The 22,726-nt window shown below is 60.5% G+C and carries 27 protein-coding genes; 13 read left to right on the plus strand and 14 right to left on the minus strand.

Annotation, left to right across the window (positions count from 1 at the left end):
* Positions 1–239 precede the first annotated feature (239 nt).
* The 3 genes from ACQZ5K_RS12255 to ACQZ5K_RS12265 all read right to left on the minus strand — a co-directional run bounded on the left by ACQZ5K_RS12255 (position 240) and on the right by ACQZ5K_RS12265 (position 2,026).
* Complete coding sequence (locus tag ACQZ5K_RS12255; RefSeq protein WP_003497441.1) at positions 240–599, minus strand: response regulator; 360 nt, start codon at positions 597–599, stop codon at positions 240–242.
* Positions 600–741: 142 nt separating this feature from the next.
* Entirely contained in the window at positions 742–1,284 is a 543-nt protein-coding gene (gene hpt / locus ACQZ5K_RS12260; protein WP_035222581.1) for a hypoxanthine phosphoribosyltransferase, read from the minus strand.
* A 70-nt stretch (positions 1,285–1,354) separates the two neighbouring features.
* A complete protein-coding gene (locus tag ACQZ5K_RS12265) occupies positions 1,355–2,026 on the minus strand; it encodes a hypothetical protein (protein ID WP_174057968.1) in 672 nt (223 codons plus the stop codon).
* Between the two features lie 201 nt (positions 2,027–2,227).
* Here ACQZ5K_RS12265 and ftsE point away from each other — a divergent pair, with 201 nt between their 5' ends.
* The 4 genes from ftsE to ACQZ5K_RS12285 all read left to right on the plus strand — a co-directional run bounded on the left by ftsE (position 2,228) and on the right by ACQZ5K_RS12285 (position 5,645).
* Entirely contained in the window at positions 2,228–2,887 is a 660-nt protein-coding gene (ftsE, locus tag ACQZ5K_RS12270) for a cell division ATP-binding protein FtsE (protein ID WP_003497447.1), read from the plus strand.
* Positions 2,880–3,887, plus strand: a complete 1,008-nt coding sequence (locus ACQZ5K_RS12275; RefSeq protein WP_065657057.1) for a cell division protein FtsX — start codon at positions 2,880–2,882, stop codon at positions 3,885–3,887. Before ftsE ends, ACQZ5K_RS12275 begins: the two co-directional genes overlap by 8 nt.
* Positions 3,888–4,015: 128 nt before the next feature.
* Positions 4,016–4,732, plus strand: a complete 717-nt coding sequence (locus tag ACQZ5K_RS12280; RefSeq protein WP_020808963.1) for a YdcF family protein — start codon at positions 4,016–4,018, stop codon at positions 4,730–4,732.
* A gap of 115 nt (positions 4,733–4,847) precedes the next feature.
* The gene (locus ACQZ5K_RS12285) at positions 4,848–5,645 is read left to right on the plus strand and encodes a lysophospholipid acyltransferase family protein (RefSeq protein WP_059755511.1); all 798 of its coding nucleotides are present in this window, start codon (positions 4,848–4,850) and stop codon (positions 5,643–5,645) included.
* Here ACQZ5K_RS12285 and ACQZ5K_RS12290 read toward each other — a convergent pair.
* Entirely contained in the window at positions 5,618–6,169 is a 552-nt protein-coding gene (locus ACQZ5K_RS12290) for a gamma-glutamylcyclotransferase (protein ID WP_059755846.1), read from the minus strand. The two genes, ACQZ5K_RS12285 and ACQZ5K_RS12290, sit on opposite strands and share 28 nt — an antisense overlap.
* A 49-nt stretch (positions 6,170–6,218) precedes the next feature.
* On the opposite strand from ACQZ5K_RS12290, the gene ACQZ5K_RS12295 reads away from it, so the two are divergent.
* Complete coding sequence (locus ACQZ5K_RS12295) at positions 6,219–7,220, plus strand: DUF2125 domain-containing protein (protein WP_020808960.1); 1,002 nt, start codon at positions 6,219–6,221, stop codon at positions 7,218–7,220.
* Positions 7,221–7,347: 127 nt separating this feature from the next.
* Here ACQZ5K_RS12295 and ACQZ5K_RS12300 read toward each other — a convergent pair whose 3' ends face one another.
* The 3 genes from ACQZ5K_RS12300 to ACQZ5K_RS12310 all read right to left on the minus strand — a co-directional run bounded on the left by ACQZ5K_RS12300 (position 7,348) and on the right by ACQZ5K_RS12310 (position 10,229).
* Positions 7,348–8,277, minus strand: a complete 930-nt coding sequence (locus ACQZ5K_RS12300; protein WP_003523309.1) for a prephenate/arogenate dehydrogenase family protein — start codon at positions 8,275–8,277, stop codon at positions 7,348–7,350.
* A complete protein-coding gene (hisC, locus tag ACQZ5K_RS12305; protein WP_020808958.1) occupies positions 8,277–9,383 on the minus strand; it encodes a histidinol-phosphate transaminase in 1,107 nt (368 codons plus the stop codon). The genes ACQZ5K_RS12300 and hisC overlap by 1 nt, the downstream gene beginning before the upstream one ends.
* Positions 9,384–9,467: 84 nt before the next feature.
* Positions 9,468–10,229, minus strand: coding sequence for a class I SAM-dependent methyltransferase (locus tag ACQZ5K_RS12310; RefSeq protein ID WP_078051970.1), 762 nt, complete (start codon positions 10,227–10,229; stop codon positions 9,468–9,470).
* A 106-nt stretch (positions 10,230–10,335) separates the two neighbouring features.
* Here ACQZ5K_RS12310 and gloB point away from each other — a divergent pair, with 106 nt between their 5' ends.
* Both gloB and ACQZ5K_RS12320 read left to right on the plus strand, forming a co-directional pair.
* Positions 10,336–11,106: a hydroxyacylglutathione hydrolase gene (gene gloB / locus ACQZ5K_RS12315; RefSeq protein WP_003523305.1), complete on the plus strand. Its 771-nt coding sequence runs from the start codon at positions 10,336–10,338 to the stop codon at positions 11,104–11,106.
* A complete protein-coding gene (locus ACQZ5K_RS12320) occupies positions 11,106–11,546 on the plus strand; it encodes a cupin domain-containing protein (protein WP_162936853.1) in 441 nt (146 codons plus the stop codon). The genes gloB and ACQZ5K_RS12320 overlap by 1 nt, the downstream gene beginning before the upstream one ends.
* Positions 11,547–11,753: 207 nt before the next feature.
* Here the strand turns inward: ACQZ5K_RS12320 and ACQZ5K_RS12325 are convergent, their stop codons facing one another.
* Positions 11,754–12,527 (minus strand): DUF3108 domain-containing protein, encoded by a 774-nt coding sequence (locus ACQZ5K_RS12325; protein WP_059755520.1) that lies wholly within the window; start codon positions 12,525–12,527, stop codon positions 11,754–11,756.
* A 252-nt stretch (positions 12,528–12,779) separates the two neighbouring features.
* On the opposite strand from ACQZ5K_RS12325, the gene rpmB reads away from it, so the two are divergent.
* The 3 genes from rpmB to ACQZ5K_RS12340 all read left to right on the plus strand — a co-directional run bounded on the left by rpmB (position 12,780) and on the right by ACQZ5K_RS12340 (position 14,306).
* Positions 12,780–13,070, plus strand: coding sequence for a 50S ribosomal protein L28 (rpmB, locus tag ACQZ5K_RS12330; RefSeq protein ID WP_003509888.1), 291 nt, complete (start codon positions 12,780–12,782; stop codon positions 13,068–13,070).
* A 162-nt stretch (positions 13,071–13,232) separates the two neighbouring features.
* Positions 13,233–13,877: a queuosine precursor transporter gene (locus ACQZ5K_RS12335; RefSeq protein WP_080857445.1), complete on the plus strand. Its 645-nt coding sequence runs from the start codon at positions 13,233–13,235 to the stop codon at positions 13,875–13,877.
* Between the two features lie 90 nt (positions 13,878–13,967).
* Positions 13,968–14,306 (plus strand): pentapeptide repeat-containing protein, encoded by a 339-nt coding sequence (locus ACQZ5K_RS12340; RefSeq protein WP_174057969.1) that lies wholly within the window; start codon positions 13,968–13,970, stop codon positions 14,304–14,306.
* Positions 14,307–14,308: 2 nt separating this feature from the next.
* Here ACQZ5K_RS12340 and ACQZ5K_RS12345 read toward each other — a convergent pair whose 3' ends face one another.
* From ACQZ5K_RS12345 to ACQZ5K_RS12360, 4 genes are all read right to left on the minus strand, one after another.
* The gene (locus tag ACQZ5K_RS12345; RefSeq protein WP_174058224.1) at positions 14,309–15,286 is read right to left on the minus strand and encodes an esterase-like activity of phytase family protein; all 978 of its coding nucleotides are present in this window, start codon (positions 15,284–15,286) and stop codon (positions 14,309–14,311) included.
* A 37-nt stretch (positions 15,287–15,323) separates the two neighbouring features.
* The gene (gene cobT / locus ACQZ5K_RS12350) at positions 15,324–17,228 is read right to left on the minus strand and encodes a cobaltochelatase subunit CobT (RefSeq protein WP_078051974.1); all 1,905 of its coding nucleotides are present in this window, start codon (positions 17,226–17,228) and stop codon (positions 15,324–15,326) included.
* Between the two features lie 107 nt (positions 17,229–17,335).
* Positions 17,336–18,325: a cobaltochelatase subunit CobS gene (cobS, locus tag ACQZ5K_RS12355; protein WP_004445672.1), complete on the minus strand. Its 990-nt coding sequence runs from the start codon at positions 18,323–18,325 to the stop codon at positions 17,336–17,338.
* A gap of 68 nt (positions 18,326–18,393) precedes the next feature.
* Positions 18,394–19,029 (minus strand): J domain-containing protein, encoded by a 636-nt coding sequence (locus ACQZ5K_RS12360; protein WP_059755848.1) that lies wholly within the window; start codon positions 19,027–19,029, stop codon positions 18,394–18,396.
* Positions 19,030–19,143: 114 nt separating this feature from the next.
* Between ACQZ5K_RS12360 and ACQZ5K_RS12365 the strand changes: the two genes are divergently transcribed.
* A complete protein-coding gene (locus ACQZ5K_RS12365; RefSeq protein WP_174057970.1) occupies positions 19,144–19,425 on the plus strand; it encodes a BolA family protein in 282 nt (93 codons plus the stop codon).
* A 224-nt stretch (positions 19,426–19,649) separates the two neighbouring features.
* Here ACQZ5K_RS12365 and aroB read toward each other — a convergent pair whose 3' ends face one another.
* Positions 19,650–20,783 carry a 3-dehydroquinate synthase gene (gene aroB / locus ACQZ5K_RS12370; protein WP_065656307.1) on the minus strand — a complete coding sequence of 378 codons (1,134 nt, stop codon included), beginning with the start codon at positions 20,781–20,783 and terminating at the stop codon, positions 19,650–19,652.
* Positions 20,780–21,370 (minus strand): shikimate kinase, encoded by a 591-nt coding sequence (locus ACQZ5K_RS12375; RefSeq protein ID WP_448740465.1) that lies wholly within the window; start codon positions 21,368–21,370, stop codon positions 20,780–20,782. Before ACQZ5K_RS12375 ends, aroB begins: the two co-directional genes overlap by 4 nt.
* 188 nt (positions 21,371–21,558) lie before the next feature.
* Between ACQZ5K_RS12375 and ACQZ5K_RS12380 the strand changes: the two genes are divergently transcribed.
* Both ACQZ5K_RS12380 and xerD read left to right on the plus strand, forming a co-directional pair.
* A complete protein-coding gene (locus tag ACQZ5K_RS12380; protein WP_035239639.1) occupies positions 21,559–21,732 on the plus strand; it encodes a hypothetical protein in 174 nt (57 codons plus the stop codon).
* Entirely contained in the window at positions 21,729–22,724 is a 996-nt protein-coding gene (gene xerD / locus ACQZ5K_RS12385; RefSeq protein ID WP_448740466.1) for a site-specific tyrosine recombinase XerD, read from the plus strand. The genes ACQZ5K_RS12380 and xerD overlap by 4 nt, the downstream gene beginning before the upstream one ends.
* The last annotated feature ends 2 nt before the right edge of the window (positions 22,725–22,726 follow it).

Raw genomic sequence — 22,726 nt, forward strand, 5'->3', positions numbered from 1 at the left:
CGCGCCTCGTTACATCCTGTTTCAGAAGCTAAAGTTTCCGTCATGCCGGACTTGATCCGGCATCCAGTCGGCGCGCGTCTGCGCGGCGGAAAGAGTTCTTTCAGCCCAAGGACTTGGGCTGGCTGGATTCCGGCTCAAGGCCGGAATGACGGAGGTAGGGAACTGCGCTGGGCCAGAGGGCTGACCAACAAAAAAGGCGGCCTAACAGCCGCCCTTTAAATCTCTGCGCCCTCATCAACTCAGGCTGCAAGCGCCCGCGCCACAGCCTTGCGGATATCCGGAAGCGCAAAGGGCTTCGAGACGACGTCCACGATCTTCTCCGCCAGATCGTCAGCCCGTTCGCGCTGCTCGGCGTAACCGGTCATCAACAAAATGCGCATGGCCGGGAAGCGTTCGGCGGCGCGGTGCGCCAGCTCGATGCCATCCATGACCGGCATGCGGATATCCGAAAGAAGAAGATCGAAACTGGTTTCCTGAAGCTTTTCCAGCCCCTGCTCGCCATCCGCCGCCTCATGGGTCTCGTGACCGTCGAGACGCAGGGCGCGAGCGACGAAAGCCCGCAATGCATCCTCGTCTTCGGTAATCAGAATCTTCGCCATTACTCATTGCTCCTGGGCATCATTTCCAGCCGTGAGCAACATCGCAGGCTCCTCTTTTCAAGAGGTAAACACCCAGCCCTTCGCTGGGTGAATGGTTAATGAGGCGTCTCCGCGCTGTGCCGTTCCGGCACGGCAAAAGTGCTCAGGCGTCGCCGGTCACGACGCCGACAAAGGGTAGTTCGCGGAAGGCATAAGCGACATCCATGCCGTAACCCACGACGAAATAATCCGGACATTCGAAACCGACATAATCGGCCTCCAGATCTTCCTTGCGCTTCACCTTCTTGTCGAGCAGCACGGCGATGGTGACGTTGCGGGCGCCACGCTCGTAAAGCAGTTCCTTGGCAAAACGCAAAGTGCGGCCGGATTCGAGAATATCGTCGATCAAGAGGACATCGCGGTCCTTCACGTCGCTGTCGATATCCTTGACGATTCTGACGCCTTGCGAAACCGTGCCGGCGCCATAGCTCGACAGCGTGATGAACTCGACTTCAGGGGCAAGGCCGCTGTCATGCAGCGCGCGGATAAGATCGGCCGCGAAAATGAACGATCCCTTGAGCACGGCAATGACCAGCAAATCCTTGGTCGGGCCGCTGGCGATGTGCTTGGCCATATCGCGATTACGCTCGGCGATCTGCTCGGCGGTATAAAGCGGCTCGATGTTTTTTCCACGGACGACGGGCATTCTTACTCCTGTGCTGCGCCTTGCCGATTTTACCTTTCAGTAAAAATACGAAGACCACGCGTTAGCACAGTCAGCGTTCGGACGCACCCGCCTCAACGAAGGAAAGCTTGATCTCGGGCGTTTTTCCACCGGGATGGCGCAACTTTGCCGAAAAACCGTGGCTGAAACCGGGCTGCATCTCCTTCACCGGCGGTTCGATGACCATGCTGGCCACCAGTTGTCCCTTGGCGGCGAAGAGATCGGCGCGAAGGGCCGGCACCTCTTCGAGATTGCCGCCATTGTTTTCGACGATGCCATTGATGAGCAGAGTATCCATGCCATCCGCCTCCATCGGGGTCACGGTGACATGGGAAATGGCGAGCGGGTTCACCGAAGCGGCAACAGCCGGCTTTTCCGGCACGACCACCGAGAGACCGCCCGAGCAGACGAAGACGAAAATCGCAAGCCCCGCCACCAGCGCCGAATAGGCGTCCGCCGAAAGACGGGACAATCTGCGGTCCAGCCAGCCGATGAAGGCGAGGCCGAGCACACCGATGGTGACGGGTGGTTTTGCCGCCTGCCGGCGCCCTGCACCGCGATTGTCGTTTCCGGGCCGAGGCGAACGGTTTTCCTTGATGGTGACAAATTCCGCGTCTACCACATCGCGGTCGGGATTTGCCGCCCGCGCCGTGCGGCGCACCGGCGTTTCCGGCATCAGGAGGTCGAAATCGAATGCCGCTTGCCGGCGAGATGAACGGAACATAGCCATAGAATTCCTTGGGTGAGGTTTTCCGGCCCGCAAAACTGGGCATTGCAACGAATCCTGCCAAGTTTTAAATTTAATTGGTTAATGCTTCGCAAAAACGGCTCGCACAGGCTGCCGGATCCGGGTTAAACCCCGACATCCGAACCCCATGCGCCAGCGGCTTGCGAACCACCACGAAACGAAGAGACTGGAAGTCCGTTGATCCATTTCGAAAATGTCGGGTTGCGTTACGGCATGGGACCCGAGATCCTGAGGGACATGACCTTCGATATCCCCAAGGGTTCGTTCCAGTTTCTGACCGGCCCGTCGGGCGCCGGCAAGACGACGCTGCTCCGCCTGCTTTTGATGTCGCTGCAGCCGACGCGCGGCAATATCCGCATGTTCAACCGCGATGTGTCGCGCATTCCGCGCAGCGAGTTGCCGATGCTGCGCCGCCGCGTCGGTATCGTGTTTCAGGATTTCCGGCTGCTCGATCATCTGACGACCTATGAAAATGTCGCCCTGCCGCTGCGCGTGCGCGGCAAGGAAGAGAGCGCCTATCGCAACGATGTGATCGAGCTTCTGAAGTGGGTGGGGCTCGGCGAGCGCATCAATGTGCTGCCGGCCATTCTTTCGGGCGGGGAAAAGCAGCGCGCCGCCATTGCCCGCGCGCTGATGGACCAACCCGAAATCCTGCTGGCCGACGAGCCGACCGGCAACGTCGATCCACCGATGGCCAAGCGCCTTCTCAACCTTTTCCTGGAACTAAACCGGTTGGGCACGGCCGTCGTCATCGCCACCCATGATTTCGGCCTGATGGACCAGATCGATGCGCGCCGGATGATCCTGACCGAAGGGCGGCTCGACATCTATGAATGAGATCAACCGCAAACAATTGAAGCCGGAAGCGGCGCAGCCGAAGCGCCCGCCCATGCGCATCCGCCCGATGGCGCCTATTCTGCCGCCCTCCAATATTCAGGGCAATGCGCTGATGGTGGTCATCGCCATCATGGCCTTTCTCGCTTGCCTGACGCTGGGCGCCGTCTCCATGGTGCGCGCCACCGCCGCCACCTGGCAGAGCCAGATTTCCCGTGAGATCACCATCCAGATCAAGCCCGAGGACGGGCTGGACATGGATGCGGCGCTAAACAAGGCGCGCAACTTGGCGCTCACCTTCGTCGGCACGCGGGATGGCACCATCCTCGACGATGCGGCGACATCGCGCCTGCTGGAGCCGTGGCTCGGCAGCGGTCTCGATCTTTCCGAATTGCCGGTGCCACGTCTCGTCGTCATCACCATCGATGAAAACAATCCGCCCGATTTCCAGGCGATGCGCGATATGCTGAAGGCCGAGATTCCGCAGGCGTTTCTGGACGACCACCGCACCTGGGTCGACAGGCTGGTCTCCATGGCCAGAACCACTGTCATGATCGGCGTCGGCGTTCTTATCCTCGTTTTCACCGCCATGGTGCTGACGGTGGTGTTTGCGACGCGCGGCGCGCTTTCCGGCAACCGGCATATCGTCGAGGTTCTGCATTTCGTCGGCGCGGAAAGCAGTTTTGTGGCGCGCGAATTCCAGAAACACTTCCTGAAGATCAGCCTCAAGGGGGCGGCGGCGGGCAGCGCACTGGCTGCGGCGGTTTTCCTTGTCGCCGGTTTCTGGCAATCGAGCACGGTCGCCACGCCGCAAAGCGATCAGGCGAGCGCGCTTTTCGGTTCGTTTTCGGTCGGTCTCGGCGGTTATTTCGGCATTGCCATGACGATGATCATCATCGCGCTTTTGACCACCATCACGGCGCGTGTGACCGTCATCCGCACCATTGACGATATCGACCGCGTCCGCTCCGATCCATCGAAAAGCGACGGTCTTGCATCGTGAGAACACCCCCGGAATCCTGCGGTAAGACTGAAACCGTCACAAGCCGGATGTAACCTGCAGACGGTGGACAAAAATGCCTGTTCCTTGCCTTAATCGGCGAGTATTCAGGAGGAATGTTTGTGAGTCGGATGGACCAGGATCAGACGACAGCGCGACCGGCCAGAAAGGGCCTGTTGTCGCGGCGCGGTCCTCTGCGCCGTTTTATTCGCGGCCTCATCCTGCTTTGCGTCATTGTGCTTGGCGCATTTTCCGGCGGTTTTCTGTGGTTTGCCGATTCCGTCGCCTCCATGCGTCCGCCGGAGGGGGCAAGAGGCGATGCCATCATCGTGCTTACCGGCGGTTATCAGCGCATCGAACAGGCGGTCGGCCTGTTGAGAGACGGTGTGGGCAAGCGGCTTCTGATTTCCGGCGTCAACCCGGCCACCACCCGCTCGCAGATCCGCAAGATGACGCAAGGGTCATCCGACATGTTTTCCTGCTGCGTGGATATGGGCTACAAGGCGATAGACACGATCGGCAACGCCAGTGAGGCGGCAAGCTGGATACGCGACCACAATTATTCCTCCATCGTCGTCGTCACCAATAATTATCATATGCATCGCAGCCTGCATGAATTGCGCAGCGCCAGCCCGCAGACGCAATTCATCGCCTATCCCGTCATCAGCGCCGATCTTGCCCGCACCAACTGGTTCGTGGAGCCGGATGTGGTGAGAACCATGCTTTACGAATATCTGAAGTTCGTGGCGGCGGCGGGACGCGACCTCACCGGCTTCGGCAAGGGCGACGGTCTGCGCAAGGCCGCCGCCGATCATTCCCGGATAAAGACGACAACCGCTTCGTCCTGACCGGCGAGAACGCGCTTGCTGCGGCCCCTTGTTTTCGTGTAGGCGTCTGGCATCGGCATCCGGCATCGAGGCTTGTCCAGGGCTTCGGAACGGCTGCGCTCCGGGAAGGCTGTTGATGCTCAAGCTGCGCTCTTTTCTTTTCAATACGCTGTTTTATCTCAACCTGATTGTCCGCATGATCGTGCTGACGCCGATCTATTTCATCCTGCCGCGCAAGATCGCCTATGAAATTCCCAAGAACTGGGCGCGATCCAACCACTGGCTGATGAAAACCATCGTCGGTACCACCTTCGAGGTCGAAGGGCTGGAAAACATTCCCGAAACCGGCTGCATCTTCGCACCCAAGCACCAGTCTTTTTGGGACACCTATGCGCTGCTGCCCAATCTTCCCGATCCGGTCTATATTCTGAAGCGCGAGCTTTTATGGATTCCGCTGTTCGGCTGGTACGCCATGAAACAGCGCATGATCCCGGTCAACCGCGCCGCACGCGGCAAGGTGATGCTGAAAGTCATGGAGCGGGCGAAAGAGGAAATGGCCGCCGGCCGCGAGCTCATCATCTATCCCGAAGGCACGCGCCGCCCACCGGGGGCCGAGCCCGAATATCGTTACGGCATCGCAAGGCTCTACCGCGATCTGCAGGTTCCGGTCATTCCCGTCGCCATGCATCCCGGCCTCTTCTGGCCGCGCCGTTCCACCATGCGCTATCCCGGCCATTTCAAGGTGCGTATCCTGCCGGCCATCGAGCCGGGGCTGGACCCCGACTTGTTTTTCAAGCGCCTGATCGATGTAACGGAAAAGGCGAGCGACGAGTTGCTGCTGGAAACCGTGCGCAACAACCCGCATTTGCCGCTGCCGCCGACCGCCGTGAAGCGGATCGCCGAACTTCAGGGCAAGGAAACCGTCGCCGGCTGAGCGGCGAGCGTGCCGACATTTTTGGCGATGCTCTCCAGCAGGGAATCGCGAATGCCCATCTCCTGCAGATGCTGCACGGTGTTGAAGACATAATCCGTATTCGGCCCGGATCGGCCCGATGCGGCTGCGACGATGGTCGCCGATTCGGCAACGCCGAGACCGCCGATATATTGCTCATGCGCGGGATCGGCCACATAGGTCACCGCGCTGCTGCGTCTGCCATCGGAAAGCGCGATGGAAACCAGCCGCTCCTTATAGACATTCGTCACCAGTTCGCGCTCGCGCAGATAGATCATGACCGGCTCGCGGTCCTGTCCGCGCACGCGGAAAGCGACGCCAAGGCAGGAGCCGCCGCGCTCCAGGCCGAGAACGAGACCGGGCTTTTCTTCGGTGCCTCTATAAAAGTTGGAACTGATACAAAGCGAGCGCCGATACCCGTGCAGCCGCGCCTGCTGCCGCTCTTCAAAGGCGAAGCCGGGGTTCCACATCAACGAACCGTAGCCAAAGACCCAAAAATCGTCCATATCCCAAGCCAAATCGAAATTGTCTGAAGTCTGTTCATCGGAGATCAATATGGCAGCGTCAAGCCAATCCGGCACCGCCAAAAAATTCCTCTGGCTCGCCATCGCCATCCTCGTGGTCATCGGACTTTATACCGCCGGGTGGTTTTATGCCGCCGACAGGCTGAAGCAGACGGTTCTGAACGTCATTGCCCCCTCGCAGGCCCGCAGCGTCAGCGGCGAATGCGGCGATATCGCCTTCAAGGGTTATCCCTTCCGCATCGGCCTCTTCTGCTCCAAAGTGACGGTGGATGACAAAGAGAACGGCGTTTCCGCTTCCTTCGGCGAACTTCGCTCGGCGGCGCAGGTTTATAATCCCGGCCACATCGTCTGGGAACTCGATTCGCCGGCGGAAATTCGTTCCGCCCACGGCCTGACGATTTCGGCCGCCTGGCAGAATATGCAGTCCAGCATCGTCACCAAGCTGAAGGGCATCGACCGCAGCTCGCTCGTCATCGACGGGCTGAAGGCGCAGGCGGTTTCTTCCGTCACCGGCCAGACCATCGATTTCGACGCGGTAAAAACGGAAATGCATCTGCGCCAGAACGGCGCCGATCTCGACGGGGCCATCACGCTCACCGACTCCGCAACCGTCATCAAGGACTGGCCGCAGCTTCTGCCGCGCCTCAACGCCATTGCCGATGTCACGCTTGCCGGCAAGGCGGGCATGGTGGATGGCAGCGACAGATCGGGCCTTTATGGCGCGAGCGGCGAGCTTCGCCGGCTGGTGGCAGATATTGGCGAAGGCAGAACCATGCGCATCAGCGGCCCCTTCTCCTTCGACAATGAGGGCTATCTCTCCGGCCAGTTCAAGCTGGAAATAGAAAAGCTCGGCGCATGGTCGGACAATGCCAAGCAGGTCTTCCCGCAGTTGCAGTCCACCATCGATACGGCCCGCAAACTGCTCGGCGCGCTGGCCGGCGGCGGTGACCGGGCATCCGTCGATCTCGTGGTAGATCGTGGCCGCGCCACGGTCAGCGGCTTTATTCCGCTTGGGAAAATCCCGCCGATCTGAAGGATTGATTTATACTCAGCGTCATCCTCGGGCTTGACCCGAGGATGACGCCGGGGAGGCTTTGGCACTTTGCCGGCGGGCGCGACGGGCCGGATCCAATCCCATCACGACCTAAGCTAAATGCGATTTACTTCTTCTGGTCCAGCGCGTGACGGCCGAAGTCCGGTGCGTCGACATCCTGGCCCGCCTGCACGATAGAGCGGCGGATGGCGCGGGTGCGGGAAAACAGTTCGAACAGCTTGTCGCCCTCTCCCCAGCGGATCGCCCTTTGCAGGGATGCCAAGTCTTCGGAAAACCGCGCCAGCATCTCAAGGATCGCATCCTTGTTATGCAGGCAGACATCGCGCCACATGGTGGGATCGGAGGCGGCCAGACGGGTGAAATCGCGGAAACCGGAGGCGGAATATTTGATGACTTCCGATTCGGTCACCGTCTCCAGATCATCCGCCGTGCCGACGATATTGTAAGCGATGATATGCGGCAGATGCGACACGATCGCCAGAACCTTGTCGTGGTGTTCGGCATCCATCTCATCGACGCGCGAACCGAGCGCCCGCCAGAAATCCTTCAGCCTTTCCAGAGCCTCGGCATCCGTGCCCGGCAGCGGCGTGAAGATGCACCAGCGGTCGCGGAAGAGACCGGCAAAACCGGCATCCGGGCCGGATTTTTCCGTACCCGCCAGCGGATGGCCGGGAATGAAATGCACATTGTCAGGCATATGCGGGGCCATCTGCGCGATGACCGATGCCTTGGTGGAACCGACATCGGTAACGATGGCGCCCGGCTTCAGATGCGGCGCGATCTGCTGCGCCACACTTTCTGACGCACCGACCGGCACCGAGACGATGACGAGATCGGCATCCTTTACCGCTTCCGCCGCCGAAACGGTGTAATCCGTGCCAAGCGCCAGTTCTTCCGCCCGTTTCAGCGTGTCTTCGCTGCGGGTGGAAATGGTCACATGGCGGGCAAGCCCCAGTTCCCTGACATCGCGGGCAATCGACGAGCCGATCAGGCCGATGCCGATCAGCGCGATGCGTTCAAACATGATCTCAGCCATCACGCCTGCCCCATGAACTCGGTAAGGGCCGCGATGACGCCGAGATTGGCCTCTTCCGAACCGACCGTCATTCTCAGCGCATTCGGGAAACCGTAACCACGTACCGCACGCAGAATGTAACCGCGGCGACTCAGGAACTCGTCCGCATCCGCTGCGCGCTTGCCGTCCTGATCCGGGAAATGGATGAGGATGAAGTTGGTGACCGAAGGCGTGACGGTGAGGCCAAGGCCGGTAAAGGTCGTGACCAGCTTTTCCATCCACAACGCGTTATGCGCCACGGCCTTCTCTACGAAAGCCTGATCGCGGATGGCCGCAGCACCCGCCGCGATAGCCGGCGCGCTCATGTTGAACGGGCCGCGCACGCGGTTCAGCGCATCGATGACAGCGGCAGGGCCATACATCCAGCCGACGCGCAGGGCGGCAAGGCCGTATACCTTGGAGAAGGTGCGGGTCATCACCACGTTGCGGTTGCCGGAGACCAGCTCGAGACCGGCCTCGTAATCATTCTTGCGAACATATTCTGCGTAAGCCGCATCCAGCACCAGCACGACATGTTTCGGCAGGCCGGCCTGCAGGCGGCGGATTTCCGCCACGGGAACATAGGTGCCGGTGGGATTGCCCGGATTGGCGACGAAAACCATCTTGGTTTTCGGCGTCACGGCGGCGAGGATCGCATCCACATCCACCGCACAATCCTTTTCCTTCACCGTCACCGGGGTCGCGCCCGCGCCCATGATCTGGATCTTGTAAACGAGGAAACCGTGTTCGGTGATGATCGCCTCGTCGCCCGCGCCGAGATAGACGTGGCAAAGCAGGCCGAGAAGCTCGTCCGAACCGTTGCCGCACATGATATTCGCGATGTTGAGACCGTGCACGTCGGCAATCGCCTGACGCAGCGCAATGGCCTGACCGTCCGGATAGATTTCCAGATGGCTGGCAGCCGTGCCGAAAGCCTCTATCGCCTTCGGGCTCGGCCCAAGCGGCGTTTCGTTGGAGGAGAGCTTATAAACCTTCGCGACGCCGTCCACATGTTCCTTGCCCGGAACATAAGCGGCGATATCCAGAATACCCGGACGCGGAACAGGTTGGCTAAGCTCTGCACTCATTTGATCGACCTTTGGAAAAGCGCCGGAGAACCCGGCAAAAGCAATGCCGGAGGCATTAGACCGGAATGGTCGCTTTGTCGAGGGTCAGCGCGGCTTTCCTTGGCCTGCGGCAGTGCGGGTGGTGGGCACCCCCTGCGGAGCCAGCACGGGCACAAAAACGCGACGGGAGGCGCGCTGGGTGACGGGCAATCCCTGATAGAGACGCTTCTGGGCTTCCACCACGATGACGCCGGAAAAAAGCGGCCACAGCCGGCGGCCGGTATGTTCGAGATAGCGGCGGAATTTCAGTATCGGCCGGCTGGTGGTGGGCGGGAAGAACAGCGCCTCGGCGGTGGCGCCCGGCGTGAAATTGGTTTCGCGCAAAAGCGCCGTCAGCTGTCCGCGCGAATAGGGCCTTCCGGAACCGAAGGGCGTGTGCTCCATGCGCGCCCAGACGCCGCGCCGGTTCGGCACCACGATCACCAGACGGCCGCCGGGCGCCAGCACCCGCCACAGTTCCTTCAGGCTTTCACGCGGATTTTCGGCAAATTCCAGCGCATGCACCATCAAGACCCGGTCTATCGACGCATCTGGCAGCGGCAGTTCCTCGTCGAACACCAGCGCCGTGGAGGAAAGCTCGCCCGCCGGCCAGTTCACCGCACCCTGCCCCGCCGGCATGAAGGCGAAGGTGCGCTCCGTATCGCGACGGAACCGCTCCAGAAACGGCACAGCGTAACCAAGGCCGACCAGCCGCTCTTCCGGCAAAGGCGGCCACAGCGTCGAAAGCGCCATGGTGATCGCCTGCTCGGCCGAGCGGCCAAGCGGAGAATGATAGAATTCGCGCAGATCGACGATATCGGTATTCATGGGCGAGAATGTAGCATCAGGCGGTTGGACTTCAAGGCGTCTGCCCTTACATAGAAGGTCAGGCGGGCGAATGCGCCGGTTTTGGCCGGCAAATGGAGAGGATAAGATGAAACCTTTGGAAATAGACGTCTTTCTTTGCCGCAGCGACAATTTCGGGGTTCTTCTGCACGATCCCGAAAGCGGCGCGACAGCCACCATAGACGCACCGGAAGAAGGACCTATCCTGCAGGCGCTCGACGGCCACGGCTGGAAGCTCACCCATATCTTCACCACTCACCACCATCAGGACCATGTGGAAGCCAATCTGGCCCTGAAAGACAAGTTCCGCTGCGAAATTCACGGCCCCTACGACGAGGCGGTTGCGATCCCCGGCCTCGACCGTTCGCAGGCCGATGGCGACGAGTTCGAATTCGCCGGCCGTCGTGTTCAGGTTATCGCCACGCCCGGCCATACGGCGGGACATATCTGTTATTATCTGCCCGATGACGGGCTGCTGTTTGCCGCCGATACGCTGTTTGCCATGGGATGCGGCCGCCTGTTCGAACGTCCGGCGGCGGATATGTGGCATTCCTTCCAGAAACTCATGGCGCTGCCGGATGAGACCAAGGTTTATTTCGGCCATGAATATACGCTGACGAATGCCCGTTTCGCCCTCACCGTCGATCCGGAGAACGCTGTGCTGAGCGAGCGCGCGGCCCACATCGAGAAGGCGCGGCAGGCGAATGAATTCACCATTCCCACCACCATCGGGCTCGAAAAACAGACCAATCCCTACATGCGGGTGGCCGATGCCGGTATTCGCAAATATCTTGGCCTTGAAAGCGCCACGGATGCCGATGTTTTCGCGGAAATCCGCACACGCAAGGACAATTTCTGATGGGAACGGAAATATCGGCGCAGGCGATCATTCGCGAACTGGGGCTGGAGCCGCATCCCGAGGGCGGCTTTTACCACCAGACGTTCCGCGACAAGGCAGGCGGTGAGCGCGGTCATTCGACGGCGATCTATTATCTTCTGGAAAAGGGCGACCGCTCGCACTGGCACCGGGTCACCGATGCGGTGGAGGTCTGGCATTATTATGCCGGCGCGCCGATTGCGCTGCATCTTTCGCAGGACGGCCGGGAAGTGCAGACCTTCACGCTCGGCCCCGCCATTCTTGAAGGCGAGCGCCCGCAGGTCATCGTTCCCGCCAATTGCTGGCAATCGGCCGAAAGCCTCGGCGACTTCACGCTCGTCGGCTGCACCGTCTCGCCGGGCTTTGCCTTTTCGAGTTTCGTTATGGCAGAGCCCGGCTGGTCGCCGGGTGATGCGCCGTAACTCCCTGAGTTATGTCGGTGGGGTGAGCGGATGCCACTTGTTTCTTCTCCCCGCCGGGGAGAAGTCCGCGGCAGCGGGATGAGGGGGCAAGCTCTCGATCTATCGTCAACGTTGCCCCCTCATCCGACCCTTCGGGCCACCTTCTCCCCGGCGGGGAGAAGAAATACGCCGCAACGTTTACTTTTCTTACGCCACCGCCAGCTTTGGTCAGCCGCCGTATTTCGTAGCCGTAATATAGACCTGCCCCACCCGGGTCGGAATGATGGCATAGACGGGCGCATAGACATCCATGTTGTTCGACTTGGCAAACCAGATCTCCATGGAGATGGATTTCAGATATTCGATATCCTTGCGCCCCTGCCTGTAACCCGACTTCGGCACATACCGCGCCTTGCAGACGATGGCGTCGCCATTAAAACCATTGGTCTTGAAGGGCTTGGTGCCGCTCGAGCTCAAAACCAGATCGAGTCGCGATTCGCCGTCATAGATCGGCAGGCGAGTCGGGCAGATGCGGCCGCCCGCGGGAATGATGAGACCGGAGATCGGATCGAGAACCGAGCGCAGGTCGCGGTCCTTCACGTCCACCCAGTTGTCCGGCCGGGCTTTCGGCTCAGGCTTCACCGTCGTCGATGTGACGTTGCCGTTGCGATAGACAACGTCATAGGTGCGCACCCGCTTGCCGTCCTTGTAGACCAGCGAATATTCGTTGGCCTGCAGCCGATGGCCGCGTTTGGCGCCGGAAACGGTCGTCTTGCCGGAAATATCCTTGAGGATGCTGGCAAGACCGGCGGCGCTGAAGGAACCGGAGATCGAATAATTCGGTCCATCCATGCGAGTCGAGAAACTTGCCCTGGCAATCGGCAAAATGCCGAGATTGATGCTGTATTCGCTTGTGTGGCGCGCTTCGGCGGCGAGCGAGGGGGAGACGCCCGCTAACGCTATTGTCGCGGCCACGAAAATGCTTTTTCCTCTGGCAATCATTTCGATATCACCTTAAAAGAGGCGCGGAAGCGGCCTTATCGGGCGATCATATACGCTGACTTGTGGCAATAAAAAAGCGGATGCCGGTTGAAAACGCCGGAATTTCCTTTCATTTGATCGCGAGCGGCTTGACTGTTAAGTCTCGTCTGACTATAGAACCGCAACTTTCCAATCATGGCCAGTTGGATTGCCACCCCGGTTTTGCCGGTGGCGAGCCAGTGGTGAAACAGACGAAACGAAATAGGTGTACCCATGTCCCGTGTATGCGAATTGACCGGCAAGGGCGTCCAGACGGGCAACAACGTCAGCCACGCCAACAACAAGACCAAGCGCCGGTTCCTTCCGAACCTCTGCCAGGTCACGTTGATCTCCGATGCTCTCGGCCAGCGTTTCCGCCTGCGTGTTTCCGCAGCCGCTCTGCGCTCCGTTGAACACCGTGGCGGCCTCGATGCCTTCCTTCTGAAGTCCGGCGAAAACGAACTGAGCATGCGCGCTCGTCTCCTGCGCCGCCAGATCGCCAAGAAGACGGCCGAAGCTGCTTAATAGCGGTTTCGACATCATCTGAATTCAGAAGGCTTGAATGGCTTTGCCGCTCAAGCCTTTTGTTTGTTCCAGATTTTAGTTGCATCAGGTTTTGCGAAAACCGTTTGAGACGTTTTCTTCCGATGCTTGGCTCCAACTGGTGGCATCACCCAGGATAAAAAAATGCCCTATCTGCGCTTTACGCTTATCTATGTGCTGCTGATGACACTGGTGGTCGTCGCGTCCAATATTCTGGTGCAATACCCGCTTTCCGGCTCGTTGTTCGGCGTCAATCTCGGCGACCTTCTGACCTGGGGCGCCTTCACCTATCCAATCGCCTTCCTCGTCACGGACCTGACCAACCGCCAGTTCGGCCCTTCCATCGCGCGCCGTGTCGTGCTTGCCGGCTTCGTCGTCGGGGTCACGCTGTCCTTCTGGACATCGATCCCGCGCATCGCGGTCGCCTCCGGCACCGCCTATCTGATCGGCCAGCTGCTGGATATTTCCGTTTTCAACCGCCTGCGCCGCCAGCGCTGGTGGCATGCGCCGCTCGCCGGCTCGATGCTGGGATCGGTGCTGGATACGGCCCTGTTCTTCTCCATCGCCTTTGCGGCAAGCTTCTCCTTCGTCGGCCCCAACGATGCCTTCGCCATCGAAAACGCTCCAATTCTCGGTGTCTTCGCCGTGGAAGCGCCCCGTTGGATTTCCTGGGCGCTGGGTGATCTCTCGGTGAAGGTTCTCGTCGGCCTCGTCATGCTCCTCCCCTACGGCGCGCTGATGAACACGCTGAAGCCGATGCCGGGCGCCGTAAAAACCGGCCGCGTTTGAGACCGGGCAAGCGCGGATCAAATCGCGCTTGCAAGCCAGCCGTCAGCATTGCAGTCTGTCGTCCGTGGCACAGCGCGGAGGCAGGTCGACATGCAGATCAAGGACGTTATAGACATCGTGGAGGCTGTCAGCGCCACGCTTTCAGGCTCAACCTTCAACGACGTCAATCTATCCGGCACGGTCTTCGACAACGTCAATCTTTCCGGGGCGAGCTTTAACAATATCAATTTGTCAGGTGCGTCGTTCACGGATAACAACATGTCCTGCTGGTCGATCGATGACGTCAATTTTTCCGGTCTGAAACTCAGCAACTCAAATCTGTCCGGTGCGCAGATAACGTCATGCCGAATGACCGGCATGAAGATCGACGGCATTCCCGTCGAGGACCTGATGGCAGCCTACAAGGCGGCACAGCAGCAGCAGGCCTGATTTCACTCCACCAGCTTGAATTCCAGCATCAGGTTGCGCTGGAGGAACGAGTGATTGTCATCGGAAACGATGATGAGACGCGTCGAGCCGTCCGGTCCCTTCACCACATCCATGCCTTCCATATTGTCGATCTGGTAGGCCATGCCGGCTTCCATGAGAATTTCGCCATCCACCACCGCGCCCGGCCGGATATCGGCCCCACGGATGCGACGGATGCGCATGCCCACGCCTTCAGCGAAATTGAAGCGGCGCTCGAGAAGCAGCAAGTCGCCATTGGGCAGGAACGCACCGTCCGTCACATCGAATGACGGATGATGCGTAACGGCAAATGTCCCCTTGCGCGGACCTTCCAATATGGCGGCGAGAAGATTGCCGTCCGTATCGATGCTTTTTTCAGCCACCACGACCAGAGCGCCGGCAAGCGGCGAATCGGCCGGCGATACCGCGAGAGCTTCCAGTCCGCCATTGTGGCGCAACTCGTTGCTGGGGATGAGATATGGCAGGCGGTCGAGCGGCTTTGCGGTGGCGAAGCCCGGATCGGGATAGATATCGATCCTGTGGTGCTGCTCGTAACTGACGAAAACCCGGCCGTCGCGCAGCGCCAGCCCTTCCGCATCCATCTCCATCTTGCGCGGCGGTTCGCGCCCGCTCATGTCCAGCATGGGGGTGATGCGGGCATCGGCAAGCCCGGACAAGGCACCGCGAGCGTCACGCAAGACCCTGCCCGTCAGCCAATGGCCGGTATCCAGCACCGCAACGAAATCCTCCCCATTGGGGCGGAAACGGATGGAAGATATCGCCCCAAACAGCTTTTCCGGCGCGCTCATCACCATGCCGCCGATAAATTCCAGCTTGCCGAAACGTTTTTCGCTGGTGCCGACCTCGAAAGAGGAGAGCAGACGCACGCTCACCGGCACATCGATGGTGGAAGCGCCGATGGAAACCGGACATAGCGATGCGGCCGCCAGAATGGCGGCCATCGCAAGCGTTTTGCAGGCGGAAGAAGCCCGGCCCCGCTTATCCCGCACGGCGAACCCTGCGGGACGAACCGGAAGCGCCGCTCGTATCCTCGAAGAGCGCCGCAAGCTGCTCGGTCATTGCGCCGGCCAGCTCGTCCGCATCCACGATGGTCACGGCGCGGCGATAATAACGCGTCACGTCGTGGCCGATACCGATTGCCAGCAGTTCCACCGGCGAGCGCGTTTCGATCTGCTCGATGACGGCGCGCAGGTGCCGCTCCAGATAATTGCCCGGATTGACCGACAGGGTCGAATCGTCCACCGGCGCACCGTCGGAGATCATCATCATGATCTTGCGCTGCTCGGGGCGGCCGATCAGGCGGTTATGCGCCCACATCAGCGCTTCGCCGTCGATATTTTCCTTCAGCAGGCCTTCGCGCATCATCAGGCCGAGATTGCGCCGCGAACGCCGCCACGGAGCATCCGCAGACTTGTAGATGATATGGCGCAGATCATTGAGACGGCCGGGCGACGCAGGCTTGCCATTGGCGAGCCACTGTTCGCGCGACTGTCCGCCCTTCCAGGCCTTGGTGGTGAAGCCCAGAATTTCGACCTTCACGCCCGAACGCTCCAGCGTGCGCGCCAGAATATCGGCGCAGGTGGCAGCCACGGTAATGGGACGGCCGCGCATCGAACCGGAATTGTCGATGACCAGCGAAACCACGGTATCGCGGAACTTGGTGTCGCGCTCTTTCTTGAAGGAAAGCGGCTGCATCGGGTCGATAATGAGCCTGACGAGGCGGGCCGGATCGAGATAGCCCTCTTCCAGATCGAAGTCCCAGGAACGGTTCTGCTGCGCCATCAGGCGGCGCTGCAGACGGTTCGCTAAGCGCCCGACCGCGCCCTGAAGGTGAGCGAGCTGCTTGTCGAGGAAGGCGCGCAGACGGTCCAGCTCGGCCTCGTCACACAGTTCCTCGGCATGGATTTCCTCGTCGAATTCCTGCGTAAAGATGCGGTAATCGACCTTTTCATTAAAGTCGTCGAAGGGGCTGTTGGGGCGGCGGGTCTCGCCGGGCGTCTCGGAATCCTCGTCGAGATCGTCGGACATTTCCTCGTCCGACATCTCGGCGCCGTCCATCTCGCCTTCTTCCATTTCCTCCTGCGAGGCCTCGTTTTCATCGGCAGGCGTCGCGTCCGAGCCGGCCTCCTCCTCGACTTGCTCTTCTTCGGTCTCGTTGGTGCGCGGCTGGTCCTCGTTGGATTCCGCTTCCTGGCTCTCGGGCTCGTTATCCTCGTCGCCGAAATCCTCCGCCATCTGCATGGAGGTCAGCATCTTGCGCACCAGCCGCGAAAACGCCTTCTGGTCGGTGATGACGCTGGAGAGATCCTTGAGATCGCCCGCCGCCTTGTCCTCGATGAAATCGCGCCACAGATCGACAACCTTGCCGGCGCTTTCCGGCGGCTTTTCACCGGTCAGCTTCTCGCGCACCAAAAGCGCCACTGCTTCTGCAAGCGGCGCATCATCCTTGTTGTTGATGCCGGCGAAGTTGGCCTTGGCGTATTTTTCCGTGTTCATGGCATGGATGTTGGAGGCCATGCCCGGCATGCGCAGCGCGCCGATGGATTCCACGCGAGCCTGTTCCACCGCATCGAAGATCAGCCGCGCTTCGGCGCCCTGCGGCGACATCACCGCATGGGTGTCGGCATCATGGCAGGCAAGGCGCAGCGCCATGGAATCGCCAAGGCCGCGGGTGATGGCGATTTCCTGCGCGGTCGGTTTCTTGGAGATTTCCGGCAGGCGCATGCGCTCACCGGCAAGACCCGGCCGCTCATTGGCGAAGACGACCTCGACTTCGGCATCGCCAGCGACAGATCGCACGCATCCGGCAATCGCCTGACGCAACGGTTCCGTATCGACCGCCGTACCCGGTTTTGCTCTGGAATTGTCGCCGCGCCCTGCCATTGTCTTTCCTGTCATTTGTCGGCGCCCGCGGCACGCGATCGGAGGATCGCGCGCCCCACCGGCGTCTTCAAGTCATCGGTGATCTTCCCCGGACGAGCCGGGGACTATCAGGCGCTGAGAACGATGTTCGCAGCGCTTTCCTTCAGCTCGACGCCGAAAGCCCGCTGATATTGCTCGGCCACCAGCGTGCGCTCCAGCTCGTCACACTTGTTGAGGAAGGTTACACGGAAGGCAAAGGCGAGATCGCCGAAGATTTCCGCATTTTCCGCCCAGGTGATGACGGTACGCGGGCTCATGACCGTGGAAAGATCGCCATTGATGAAAGCCGAACGGGTGAGATCGGCCACGCGCACCATCTTGGAGACGGTTTCACGGCCCTTCGGATTGTCGAAGCTCTTCACCTTGGCGGCGATGATGTTCACTTCCTGCTCATGCGGCAGGTAGTTGAGCGTGGTGACGATGGACCAGCGGTCCATCTGCGCCTGGTTGATCTGCTGCGTGCCGTGGTAAAGGCCGGTCGTATCGCCAAGGCCGATAGTGTTGGCGGTCGCGAAAATGCGGAATGCCGGGTGAGGACGGATGACGCGGCTCTGGTCGAGCAGGGTCAGGCGGCCGGAGGATTCCAGCACGCGCTGGATGACGAACATCACATCCGGGCGGCCGGCATCATATTCGTCGAAGACGAGCGCCACATTGTGCTGGTAGGCCCAGGGCAGAATGCCGTCCTTGAATTCGGTAACCTGCTTACCGTCCTTCAGGACGATGGCGTCCTTGCCGACGAGGTCGATACGGCTGACATGGCTGTCGAGGTTGACGCGCACGCAGGGCCAGTTCAGGCGGGCGGCCACCTGCTCGATATGGGTGGATTTACCCGTGCCGTGGAAACCGGAAACCATGACACGTCGGTTGTGAGCAAAACCGGCAAGGATCGCAAGCGTCGTGTCGCGATCGAAAAGATAGTCGGGATCGAGGTCAGGCACATAGGCGTCGCCCTGGGAATAGGCGGGAACCCGCAGATCCGTATCAATGCCGAAAACCTCCCGCACGGACACCGTCGTGTCGGGCAGGTTGGAAATATCAAGGTCGATTTTGCTCATCACGTCTCCAAGGCGGGCGGCAGCCACCCGGCCACATCATCAATCAGGCGGTAAACACATAAGTTGGCTTAGCAGAAACCTGACTGCTTTAACAATTGATATGCTTGAACAACAGCCCGAAAACGCTCTTCCGAACCACGATCGCCACCATTAGCATCAGGATGGTGCTTTTTGACAAGCTCCTTGTAGCGCCTTTTTATGTCTTCCTGCTTTGCGGTGGAAGAAAGACCGAGCGTATCGAAGGCTTTTGCCTCCAGCGTCTTCAATTTTCGGTCCTGCTGCATGCGGGTGCCGCCTGCCCTTGCGCCGCCCGCAAAACCGCCGGCGAAGCCGAAAGGATCGCGGATACGGGCATTTCCGCTCGCCGTGCCGGAACGCAGCGTGGAATGCAGCGGGCTGTCGCGCGCCGTCTTGTTGACGCCCACCGTCCAGGTGGGGCGATGGCCGGTAATCGCTTCCTTCTGGTAACGGGCGATCTCGCTGTCGGACAGGCCGGAAAAATAATTATAGCCCTTGTTGTATTCCTTCACGTGCTCAAAACAGAACAGGAAGAATTGCCCCTCGGCATTGCGGCCGACGGGTGCCCGGTGAATACCCGGTTTGTCGCATCCGTCCCACTGGCAGGTGGGGGCCTGAACCTCAGGTTCCCTCTCCCTTTTCCGGCGCGTGCGGATGCGATCGAAATATTTCGAATCCAGTTTCATGATGCCCTGATTATGGGGTGCGAAAAGCCGCACAACAAGAATTGACAAAGCGGAATGTTGCTGGCTTTTAGGTAGCCCCCTTCAAGACCAGCCAACGAGAATGGAGCCCGTCGCATGTCCCTGCGAGAACGCATAGAAACGAAGCTTCGGGAAAGCTTTTCACCGGAGCGCCTGAGGGTCGTCGATGAAAGCCGGATGCATGCCGGCCACCAGCCGGATATGACCGGCACGGGCGAGACGCATATGCGTGTTCAGATAGTGTCGGAAAGCTTTTCCGGCAAGTCTCGCGTCGAGCGCCACCGGGCGATCAACGCGCTTTTGAAGCCGGAACTCGATGCCGGCCTGCATGCGCTGGCGATTGAGGCGGCAGCGCCGGGGGAAGCGATGCGGTTTTAAACCTCGAGCAAGCCCCCTCATCCGGCCCTGCGGGCCAGCTTCTCCCCGGCGGGGAGAAGAAACCGGGCGGCAGCCCCGTGCTCAAAGCTCTGACCTCAATCTAAGCTGAACCAACGCTGTCTCGTATGGCATTGCCATCATGGCTTGTTCTTCTCCCCGCCGGGGAGAAGTGCCGGAGCGAAGCGAGGCGATGAGGGGGCGCCCTCACCGTATCGCTCAACATCTCACCCCGGATGCTTTTCCGACAGGAAAGACTGCACCTCGGATGCCGCAACATCATCGGCCACGAAGGACTGGCCGATGCCGTGGGTGAGGATGAAGGTGAGCTTGCCGCCCTTGACCTTCTTGTCCTGCGCAATTGCCGTCATCAGCGTTTCGACCGGCGGCAACTCGCCGGGAATATCCTTCATCGTCGTCGGCAGGCCGACGGCCTTCAGGTGTGCCTCGACGCGGGCGGCATCGTCCGGGCTTGCGAGGTTGAGGCGGGCGGAGAACTGGTGCGCCAGCACCATGCCGATGGCGACACCTTCGCCATGCACCAGCCGCTTGCTGTCGTAATTGGTCGCCGCCTCCAGCGCATGGCCGAATGTATGGCCGAGGTTCAGAAGGGCGCGCACGCCGTTCTCCTTCTCGTCGGCCACCACCACATCGGCTTTCGCCTGGCAGCTCGTCGCAATCGCCTGAATGCGGGCGGGGCCGCCGGTGCGGATTTCATCCCAGTTCTTTTCCAGCCAGAAGAAGAAATCCGGCTTGTCGATCAGCCCGTACTTCACCACTTCGGCATAACCGGCGCGGAATTCGCGCGGGCTCAGCGTATCGAGCACCGCCGTATCCGCCAGCACCAGATCGGGCTGGTGGAACACGCCGACGAGGTTCTTGCCATGGCGGCTGTTGATGCCGGTCTTGCCGCCGACGGAGGAATCGACCTGCGCCAGAAGCGAGGTCGGTATCTGCACGAAGCGCACGCCACGGCGCACGATGCCCGCTGCAAAACCGGCGAGATCGCCGATCACCCCGCCGCCGAGCGCGATCACCGCATCGTTACGCTCCACCCGTGCTGCCAGAACCGCATCGCAGACGGTGACCAGATGCTCGAAGCTCTTGGTCTTTTCGCCGGCCGGCAGGGTCAGCGAGACGGCCTCGATGCCGTCGGTCTGCAGCCCGTCCATCAGGCCTTCGAGGTAGAGCGGCGCGACATGTTCATCGGTGATGATGGCCGCGCGCCGGCCCTTCATCCGCGCCGAAATTTCGCCGCCCGCCCGGCCGATGAGGCCCGGCCCGATCAGAATGTCATAGGCGCGCTCGCCGAGCGGCACATGCACGAGACGTTCATCGGCGTGGATTTCGGAAGGCGTCATGGGGAGCAGTCTTTCTGTTCGATGCCGGCTATGGCGGCCAGCACTTCTGTCACGATGATTTCCTTGCGGACATCGCGGGATTCGATGGTCAGATCCGCTTCCGCATAGATCGGATAGCGCTTCTCCATCAGGGCCGCCAGCGTGGCTTTGGGGTTTTCGGTCTTGAGAAGCGGGCGGTGGTCGCGCTTGTTGACCCTCTCCCACAACACCTCGAGATCGGCCTTCAGCCACAATGAAATGCCGCCGCGCGTGATGTGCCGGCGGGTATTGTCGTTGATGAAGGCGCCGCCGCCGGTGGAGATGACCTTGGGGCCGCCGCGCAGCAGCCGCTTGATGACCCGCGTTTCCAGCGCCCGGAATTCTTCCTCGCCATAGGTGGCGAAAAGTTCCGATATTGTCATGCGCGAAACGCGCTCGATTTCGACATCCGTATCGATGAACGGCACCCTGAGCTGCTGGGCTACCATGCGGCCCACCGCCGACTTTCCAGCCCCCATCAGCCCGACGAAGACGATGTTGCGCCGTCCGAGCTTTGCCCGCGCTTGCTCCCCGAGTGTAGCCGGGACGGATAAATTCGTTTCATTCATAGATTTGAAAGCCCGTTTGGCATGGATATCTGCAAATGTTTACGAAGCGTCAAGCCAAATTGCTGACTGAATTGCGGTGAATCACAATCATCGCCGCATGCGGCATGGAGCGGAGCGGGCATTTTGATCTTGTCGCCGCTTTCGCCGCACCGCATATACGTTTCGACCGCCACCTGCACGGAGCCGCCATGCCCACCCTCTTCCGCTTCACGATGATACTGGCGACCATCGCGGGGCTGATCTATGGCGGCATGGTGCTGCTCGTCATGGTCGTCAAACCGCGCGACCGCGAAGTGACGGTGCGCATTCCTTCCGAGCGGCTGAACCCGCCGTCGACCGAACCGGCAAGGCGCACCCCATGAGCGGACAGGCGGCGGCAGGGCGCGACGGCGCGCGGCTGGAAAGTTTTCTGGAAATGATGAGCGCCGAACGCGGGGCTGCCGCCAACACGCTCTCTTCCTATGAGCGCGACCTTGCTGACCTGCGCGAATTTCTCGGCCGTCGCGGCCAGACCCTGACGGAAGCGCAGACGCCTGACCTTTCCGCCTATCTGACCCATCTTTCCGCTCAGGGTTTTGCCGCAACCTCACAGGCGCGACGTCTTTCCACCATGCGGCAATTCTATCGTTTTCTCTATTCGGAAGGACTGCGCGGCGACGACCCGACCGGCATCATCGACGCTCCCAGAAAAGGTCTCGCCTTACCGAAAACGATGAGCGTCGCCGATGTGAACAGGCTGCTTAGCCTCGCGGCGCAGGAAGCCGCCACATCCGGTCCCGGCCAGCTTGCCCGCATCCGCATGCATCTGCTGCTCGAACTTCTTTATGCCACCGGCATGCGTGTCAGCGAACTCGTCTCGCTGCCGGTCAAGGTGCTGCGTCAGGAAGGACGCTTCCTGATGATACGCGGCAAGGGCAACAAGGACCGCATGGTTCTTCTTTCCCGCGCCGCCATCGAGGCGATGGAAAAATACGAGGCTGCCAGAAAGGCGCTCGCATCGGAGAAAAGCAAGGTGGCCGCTTCGCAGAAAAAACCGGAGACACCGGAAAGCCCTTGGCTGTTTCCTTCCAGCAGCAAGGAAGGCCACCTGCCCCGCCAGGTCTTTGCCCGCGACCTCAAGGACATTGCCATCCGTGCGGGCCTGACCCCGTCTGCGATATCGCCGCATGTGCTGCGCCATGCCTTTGCCAGCCACCTTCTGCAGAACGGCGCGGATTTGCGCGCGGTACAGGAACTGCTCGGCCATTCCGACATTTCCACGACACAAATCTATACACATGTGCTGGAAGAACGCTTGCAAGAGCTGGTACAAACACATCACCCCCTTGCCAAACAGGGCAAAAACCTTGATTAGAG

Source organism: Agrobacterium sp. 22-226-1, from assembly GCF_053522345.1.

What these genes read in the sequence shown, in the direction of transcription:
- gloB (WP_003523305.1), top strand. Translation starts at nt 10,336, where the DNA reads ATGAAACCTTTGGAAATAGACGTCTTTCTTTGCCGCAGCGACAATTTC.
- rpmB (WP_003509888.1), top strand. Translation starts at nt 12,780, where the DNA reads ATGTCCCGTGTATGCGAATTGACCGGCAAGGGCGTCCAGACGGGCAAC.
- cobS (WP_004445672.1), bottom strand. Translation starts at nt 18,325, where the DNA reads ATGAGCAAAATCGACCTTGATATTTCCAACCTGCCCGACACGACGGTG.
- ACQZ5K_RS12365 (WP_174057970.1), top strand. Translation starts at nt 19,144, where the DNA reads ATGTCCCTGCGAGAACGCATAGAAACGAAGCTTCGGGAAAGCTTTTCA.
- ACQZ5K_RS12265 (WP_174057968.1), bottom strand. Translation starts at nt 2,026, where the DNA reads ATGTTCCGTTCATCTCGCCGGCAAGCGGCATTCGATTTCGACCTCCTG.
- ACQZ5K_RS12320 (WP_162936853.1), top strand. Translation starts at nt 11,106, where the DNA reads ATGGGAACGGAAATATCGGCGCAGGCGATCATTCGCGAACTGGGGCTG.
- ACQZ5K_RS12300 (WP_003523309.1), bottom strand. Translation starts at nt 8,277, where the DNA reads ATGGCTGAGATCATGTTTGAACGCATCGCGCTGATCGGCATCGGCCTG.
- ACQZ5K_RS12375 (WP_448740465.1), bottom strand. Translation starts at nt 21,370, where the DNA reads ATGAATGAAACGAATTTATCCGTCCCGGCTACACTCGGGGAGCAAGCG.
- ACQZ5K_RS12275 (WP_065657057.1), top strand. Translation starts at nt 2,880, where the DNA reads ATGAATGAGATCAACCGCAAACAATTGAAGCCGGAAGCGGCGCAGCCG.
- ACQZ5K_RS12335 (WP_080857445.1), top strand. Translation starts at nt 13,233, where the DNA reads ATGCCCTATCTGCGCTTTACGCTTATCTATGTGCTGCTGATGACACTG.
- ACQZ5K_RS12345 (WP_174058224.1), bottom strand. Translation starts at nt 15,286, where the DNA reads ATGGCCGCCATTCTGGCGGCCGCATCGCTATGTCCGGTTTCCATCGGC.
- ACQZ5K_RS12290 (WP_059755846.1), bottom strand. Translation starts at nt 6,169, where the DNA reads ATGGACGATTTTTGGGTCTTTGGCTACGGTTCGTTGATGTGGAACCCC.
- ACQZ5K_RS12380 (WP_035239639.1), top strand. Translation starts at nt 21,559, where the DNA reads ATGCCCACCCTCTTCCGCTTCACGATGATACTGGCGACCATCGCGGGG.
- ACQZ5K_RS12325 (WP_059755520.1), bottom strand. Translation starts at nt 12,527, where the DNA reads ATGATTGCCAGAGGAAAAAGCATTTTCGTGGCCGCGACAATAGCGTTA.
- hisC (WP_020808958.1), bottom strand. Translation starts at nt 9,383, where the DNA reads ATGAGTGCAGAGCTTAGCCAACCTGTTCCGCGTCCGGGTATTCTGGAT.
- ACQZ5K_RS12340 (WP_174057969.1), top strand. Translation starts at nt 13,968, where the DNA reads ATGCAGATCAAGGACGTTATAGACATCGTGGAGGCTGTCAGCGCCACG.
- cobT (WP_078051974.1), bottom strand. Translation starts at nt 17,228, where the DNA reads ATGGCAGGGCGCGGCGACAATTCCAGAGCAAAACCGGGTACGGCGGTC.
- hpt (WP_035222581.1), bottom strand. Translation starts at nt 1,284, where the DNA reads ATGCCCGTCGTCCGTGGAAAAAACATCGAGCCGCTTTATACCGCCGAG.
- xerD (WP_448740466.1), top strand. Translation starts at nt 21,729, where the DNA reads ATGAGCGGACAGGCGGCGGCAGGGCGCGACGGCGCGCGGCTGGAAAGT.
- ACQZ5K_RS12310 (WP_078051970.1), bottom strand. Translation starts at nt 10,229, where the DNA reads ATGAATACCGATATCGTCGATCTGCGCGAATTCTATCATTCTCCGCTT.
- ACQZ5K_RS12285 (WP_059755511.1), top strand. Translation starts at nt 4,848, where the DNA reads ATGCTCAAGCTGCGCTCTTTTCTTTTCAATACGCTGTTTTATCTCAAC.
- ACQZ5K_RS12360 (WP_059755848.1), bottom strand. Translation starts at nt 19,029, where the DNA reads ATGAAACTGGATTCGAAATATTTCGATCGCATCCGCACGCGCCGGAAA.
- ACQZ5K_RS12280 (WP_020808963.1), top strand. Translation starts at nt 4,016, where the DNA reads ATGGACCAGGATCAGACGACAGCGCGACCGGCCAGAAAGGGCCTGTTG.
- aroB (WP_065656307.1), bottom strand. Translation starts at nt 20,783, where the DNA reads ATGACGCCTTCCGAAATCCACGCCGATGAACGTCTCGTGCATGTGCCG.
- ACQZ5K_RS12295 (WP_020808960.1), top strand. Translation starts at nt 6,219, where the DNA reads ATGGCAGCGTCAAGCCAATCCGGCACCGCCAAAAAATTCCTCTGGCTC.
- ACQZ5K_RS12255 (WP_003497441.1), bottom strand. Translation starts at nt 599, where the DNA reads ATGGCGAAGATTCTGATTACCGAAGACGAGGATGCATTGCGGGCTTTC.